At 66.9% G+C, this 3,672-nt stretch carries 6 protein-coding genes; 4 read left to right on the top strand and 2 right to left on the bottom strand.

The genetic code is table 11. From position 1 onward, the window contains the following. Positions 1 to 241: 241 nt before the first annotated feature. Positions 242 to 538 carry an SMI1/KNR4 family protein gene (locus tag AYO52_RS15200; protein ID WP_067719213.1) on the bottom strand — a complete coding sequence of 99 codons (297 nt, stop codon included), beginning with the start codon at positions 536 to 538 and terminating at the stop codon, positions 242 to 244. Positions 539 to 787: 249 nt separating this feature from the next. Beyond that, positions 788 to 1,639, bottom strand: a complete 852-nt coding sequence (locus tag AYO52_RS15195) for an SDR family oxidoreductase (protein ID WP_067719211.1) — start codon at positions 1,637 to 1,639, stop codon at positions 788 to 790. A gap of 109 nt (positions 1,640 to 1,748) precedes the next feature. Between AYO52_RS15195 and AYO52_RS15190 the strand changes: the two genes are divergently transcribed. The 4 genes from AYO52_RS15190 to AYO52_RS18740 all read left to right on the top strand — a co-directional run bounded on the left by AYO52_RS15190 (position 1,749) and on the right by AYO52_RS18740 (position 3,661). Next, a complete protein-coding gene (locus AYO52_RS15190; protein ID WP_067719208.1) occupies positions 1,749 to 2,144 on the top strand; it encodes a helix-turn-helix domain-containing protein in 396 nt (131 codons plus the stop codon). Positions 2,145 to 2,406: 262 nt separating this feature from the next. After that, positions 2,407 to 2,739: a hypothetical protein gene (locus AYO52_RS15185; protein ID WP_156523639.1), complete on the top strand. Its 333-nt coding sequence runs from the start codon at positions 2,407 to 2,409 to the stop codon at positions 2,737 to 2,739. 172 nt (positions 2,740 to 2,911) lie between these two features. Further along, positions 2,912 to 3,148 carry a hypothetical protein gene (locus tag AYO52_RS18745; RefSeq protein WP_067719202.1) on the top strand — a complete coding sequence of 79 codons (237 nt, stop codon included), beginning with the start codon at positions 2,912 to 2,914 and terminating at the stop codon, positions 3,146 to 3,148. Positions 3,149 to 3,181: 33 nt separating this feature from the next. Continuing rightward, positions 3,182 to 3,661, top strand: a complete 480-nt coding sequence (locus tag AYO52_RS18740) for a hypothetical protein (protein ID WP_067719199.1) — start codon at positions 3,182 to 3,184, stop codon at positions 3,659 to 3,661. Positions 3,662 to 3,672 lie beyond the last annotated feature (11 nt).

Here is a 3,672-nt window from a genome sequence, read left to right as displayed (position 1 = left end):
ACCATGACCTACTGGCGGAACCTCTCAGTCCTCCTGTGTGCGGTGGCGCCGGTTCTCGTCACCAGCTCTGGACGCCACCTTCCCTGGACGCTAGTCGTTGACCCGCACCCAGCCGAATCCCGGTAGGTCAGCTGGCCCGGGGACCCCGATCGGCAAGACCCGTGCCGAACTCCAGGAGTTCGTCGAGCGAGTGCGCACTCAGCGTCGCCTCACTCTCGTCCATGACCCCCATGTCGACTTCTTAGATGCGCCCGTCCCCCTCGTTGAGCAGGATTGCCGTACCGCCTCCGTCGTCGCCGATCATGAGGTATCCGGGCATGTACTCCGACACTTCATAGTCCGCGTTTCGCTGGACGATCTCCTCCACCTCGAGGATGCTCAGGCTGCTCGGGGTGAATCCACCGTTGTGCACTGTCACCAGTGCGACGTAGGCCGCGGGTAGTGGCCTTCCGTGCTCGTCTTCCGCCAGCGCGATCTCAGCGGGGGTCGCCGGCGGGTTCCATTCGAACGCTGAACTCCACTGATGCTGGGACGCCATCTGCTTCCGCCGATCTCTGTCACGCCGGTGTCGCCGCGAACCGACTGCTGCTCCCCCAGCACGTTACAGAGGACGATTGCGCTGCACGGTGGGCCGCGCGACTTCCCCGCACGCCACCTCGCCTGCGGCAACTACCAGCAGAACAGCCCCGCTTCCCATGGAGGAAGCGGGGCCGTCATCGTTCGTCAGCATCAGTGGAGCGGGGAACCACGCGGGCCACCGACCCATCGCGGCACTACGTCGAGGACGTCATCCCTGCGAGAGAGCCTCCGCCACGGAGGTCGACGGGCGCCCGATGAGGTCCTGCAGGTCGGTGCTGTCCGAGTAGAGGGCGCCACCGGCGATCACCGGGTCCATCCCGGCGAACATCTCCGCGACCTCGGCGGGCAGACCGAAGCCCTTGAGGGTCTCCCCGTACTCCCCGACCGCCTGGTTGACGTACTGGACATCGGCTCCGATCACGGTGCCCACCGCGGCAGCGATCTCCGGGTAGGTCACAGCCGGCGCTCCGGCGAGCTCATACACCTTGCCGACGTGCCCGTCGGTGGTCACCACCACTGCAGCGGCCTCCGCGTAGTCGCGACGGGCCGCGCCTGAGACCTTCGCATCGCCGGCAGCGCCGAAGAATTTTCCGACCGCTCGTCCCGAGTCGAGCGCGGACGCGTAGTTCTCCCAGTACCAGCCGTTGCGGAGCAGGACGTGGTCGATTCCACTGTCGGCGAGCAGCTTCTCGGTGCCACGATGCTCGGGGGCCAGGCCCAGCTCGGAGGTGTCGAGGTTGAGCAGGCTGGTGTAGGCGATCAGCGAGACCCCGGCGGCCTTGGCGGCATTGATGATGTTGGTGTGCTGCGCGAGGCGCTGGCCCACCTCACTACCCGATACCAGGACGAGTCGATCGACGCCCTCGAGCGCCTCGGTGAGTGCCGCCTCGTCCTCATAGGAGGCGACGCCGAGCTTCAGGCCCTTCGCGGCGAGGGGCTCCGCCTTTGCTTCGTCACGGACCACGGCGACGATGTCGGACGCTTCGACGCCGCGGGCGAGCAGAGAGTCGATGACCAGACCGCCGAGATGGCCGGTTGCTCCGGTTACTGCGATACGCATGGGAAGAACTCCTTGGGTTAGTTGGTTGGTGATTCGTCACCCACTTTGCCACTAACTTTCTATTAGCGCAACCCATTTGTTAGCAATTACGTATGCCATGATGGCGGGTATGACCTCCCCTGACCACGCGCCCCACGAGCCCCTCCCGGCCGACGTGTTCGCCCGGGGCTGCTCATCCCGGGGAGCCCTGCAGCACCTCACCGGCCGGTGGGGCGCGCTCACGATCGTGGCGCTACGGCTGGCCGACGAGCCCCTGCGCTTCAGTGAGGTCCGGCGCCGCGTCGACGGCATCAGCGACCGGATGCTCTCCCAGACTCTGGGCGACCTCGAACGGGATGGCATGGTCGTCCGCACGGTGCACAGCACTATCCCGCCGCACGTCACCTATGCACTCGCCCCGCTCGGCCTCCGGGTCGCCGATCCGCTCCAGCAACTGACGGCGATCATCGAGTCCGAGCTCCCCAGCGTCCTCGAAGCCCGGGCCCTCTACGACGAATCCCACTGAGCCGCCGGGCCGAACCACTTCGAAGGCCCTACAATGCTTCTCCCCTTGCGGAGAGGCTGTTTCGACGGCTGTAAAGTCTTCCTGGCCGTGCGATCCGCGAGGCATATTCGACCGTCTCGGCCGCCGGCCCGATCTGGCCGATCTGTGGGTGCCATCGCTGGCCGATCGCCCTCCGTCAGGGACCGCAGCCGAGGTCCGCAGGAACTACTCCTCCCTTCCGGCGTGGTGGCTGCGGCCGGTGCTTGTGTATGTGGCGCTGTTCATGACGATCGTGCCGCCCGAGGTGTTGCGCCGCCAGCGCGCCGCGGTGACGGCGTGGATCGACGAGGTTCTGGAGGCCTCGCAGCGCGACAGGGCCATCCGCCTCGGCGACAGCTTCGCCGAGCGCGATGTGATCAGTGGCGTGGAGATCTTCGGTGAGCCGATGCGCGGCGTGTGGGTGTGGCGTGAGCCGTCGATCATGCCGCACCTGTACCTGGGGTGGGCGCTGGCGGATCCGCGGACGGCCGAGACCTTCGATGAGTCCGACGCGGTGTTCCTCCGCAGGACCCCCAAGTCCCTTCGACGCAGGTCCCGTCTCGAGCATCAGGGGTAGCTGTCGCCGGACCCGGAATCCGTGGCCGCGATGTTTTTTGACGACGACGACTTCACCGGCGGCCACGTCGACCCGAACGGCTGCAGCTGCCGGCACCCCTTTTCACGCGTCCCGGCTCGGCGCACCGGTCTCGACACCTTCAGGGCTTCAGGTCGCTTGCCAGACTGTGCCCATGACCGCCGACGAGGCTTTCCCGATGCACGTCTTCGATGCGTTCGGGGTGGATCCCTCGATGTATCCCGAGCTGATCGGGGGCGCTGTCCGGGTCATCGAGAAGCGTCCTGCGAACGGACCGATCACCGTGATGACCGCCGGCGTGTCCAGACTCCCGACCGACTCGGGTGAGCGGGTCGAACTCGCCGTCGAGGTTCTCGACGGTCAGCAGGGGGCGGCGCAGGTCGCCCTGTAGATCGTCTGTGACGACATCGCCGCCCACCGGCGCGTGCCACCCGTCGAGGCGCCGTGGCGCAACGACGGCCCGTTTCTCAACGGCACCGGGATCTCCGCGATCATGGCGACGGGATCGCGCTGGGGCTCGACATTTGACGAGGTCCGTACCGAGGGCGGCACAGTCGTCGGACACATGCGCACCCTTCGCCTGCTCACCGATGCCGAAGCCGGGTTCGCGGCGACCAACGGCTGGGATGCGCTGGTCGACGCCGCCGGATCCGTCGATGCCCTCCTCGACGTGACCCGGGAGAGCACCGTGGCATCCGGTGGAGCGAGCGGATTGCCCGTGTTCCTGTCGAAGCTGCACGCCCAGCACCCGCCGCGGTGGGTGACGTTCGTCGGGGACAGCATCGAATCGGTGACCGGACTGGAATCCGAGGAGTACATGGACGACGCGGCCAACCACGAGATCTGGGACGTGTGCTCGTTCACCGACCGGTTCCGGTGGGGCGCCGATTTCCGGCTCTCCTGACATATCCGTGG

Source organism: Dietzia sp. 111N12-1 (genome assembly GCF_001658045.1).
In the GTDB taxonomy this organism is placed as follows: Bacteria; Actinomycetota; Actinomycetes; order Mycobacteriales; family Mycobacteriaceae; genus Dietzia; species Dietzia kunjamensis.
This window is presented reverse-complemented; position numbering and strand designations above follow the sequence as displayed.

What these genes read in the sequence shown, in the direction of transcription:
- AYO52_RS15200 (WP_067719213.1), bottom strand. Translation starts at nt 538, where the DNA reads ATGGCGTCCCAGCATCAGTGGAGTTCAGCGTTCGAATGGAACCCGCCG.
- AYO52_RS15195 (WP_067719211.1), bottom strand. Translation starts at nt 1,639, where the DNA reads ATGCGTATCGCAGTAACCGGAGCAACCGGCCATCTCGGCGGTCTGGTC.
- AYO52_RS15190 (WP_067719208.1), top strand. Translation starts at nt 1,749, where the DNA reads ATGACCTCCCCTGACCACGCGCCCCACGAGCCCCTCCCGGCCGACGTG.
- AYO52_RS15185 (WP_156523639.1), top strand. Translation starts at nt 2,407, where the DNA reads ATGACGATCGTGCCGCCCGAGGTGTTGCGCCGCCAGCGCGCCGCGGTG.
- AYO52_RS18745 (WP_067719202.1), top strand. Translation starts at nt 2,912, where the DNA reads ATGACCGCCGACGAGGCTTTCCCGATGCACGTCTTCGATGCGTTCGGG.